Origin of the sequence: Pseudomonas agronomica (genome assembly GCF_025917275.1) — a bacterium.
Taxonomy (GTDB): domain Bacteria; phylum Pseudomonadota; class Gammaproteobacteria; order Pseudomonadales; family Pseudomonadaceae; genus Aquipseudomonas; species Aquipseudomonas agronomica.
This window is the reverse complement of record NZ_JAOSHO010000963.1, coordinates 1-722: the sequence shown is the minus strand read 5'-3', so window position 1 is coordinate 722 and position 722 is coordinate 1. Positions and strand designations below refer to the sequence as shown.

The 722-nt window shown below is 58.9% G+C and carries 1 protein-coding gene; it reads right to left on the bottom strand.

Annotated features, from left to right (window positions below; translation table 11 throughout):
* Positions 1–722, bottom strand: a 722-nt coding sequence (locus tag OC610_RS28390) for a PAS domain S-box protein (RefSeq protein WP_264433040.1), incomplete at both ends; no start/stop codon positions are given.

The window sequence follows — 722 nt, the reverse complement described above, 5'->3', positions numbered from 1 at the left end:
GTCATGCCCATAACTGTCGTTCAGGGCCTTGAACCCATCCAGGTCGATAAACGCGATCGCCACCTTCTGCTGATAAATCCGCGCCTTGCCCAACGCCTGCCGCATCCGCTCGGCCAACAACAACCGATTGGGCAACTGCGTGAGCGCGTCATACCGCGCATCCCGCTCCAGCAATTGCAGCCGCTGCTTCATCTGCGTCATGTCGCTGAACAGCGCCACGTAGTGCTGAACATTGCCGTGACGGTCATGCACGGCACTGACGCTGATCCGCGACGTCATCTCCCGGCCATCCTTGTGGTTGCTTTGGATTTCACCGGACCAATGGCCGTGGAAATCCAGCGCATTTTTCATCGGCGCATAAAACGCGATGAGGCGACGGACCATGCGATGGGAATTCAACTCGCGTCCTTGTAGCTCTTCCTGACCGTAACCGGTGAGACGGGTGAAGGCCTCGTTTACGCCAATGACCCGGCCGAACGGATCGACCAGGATGATGCCTTCGCGGGCGTGGGTGAACACCGTTGTCGCCAGCTCAGGGCACAGGTTGTTGAGGTGACGGTCCAACTCGGCTTCGTCACGGGTGGCCGGCCAAATGTTGGAATCGAAGCCTTGCTGGGCCAGATAGGCGACCAGGAAGGAGAGCGATTTGTGCAGGCGGGTGAGTGCATTCGTGGCGAGCCTGGAGTTTAGGCAGTAGCTGCGAATGAAGGTGCGTAGGTTCA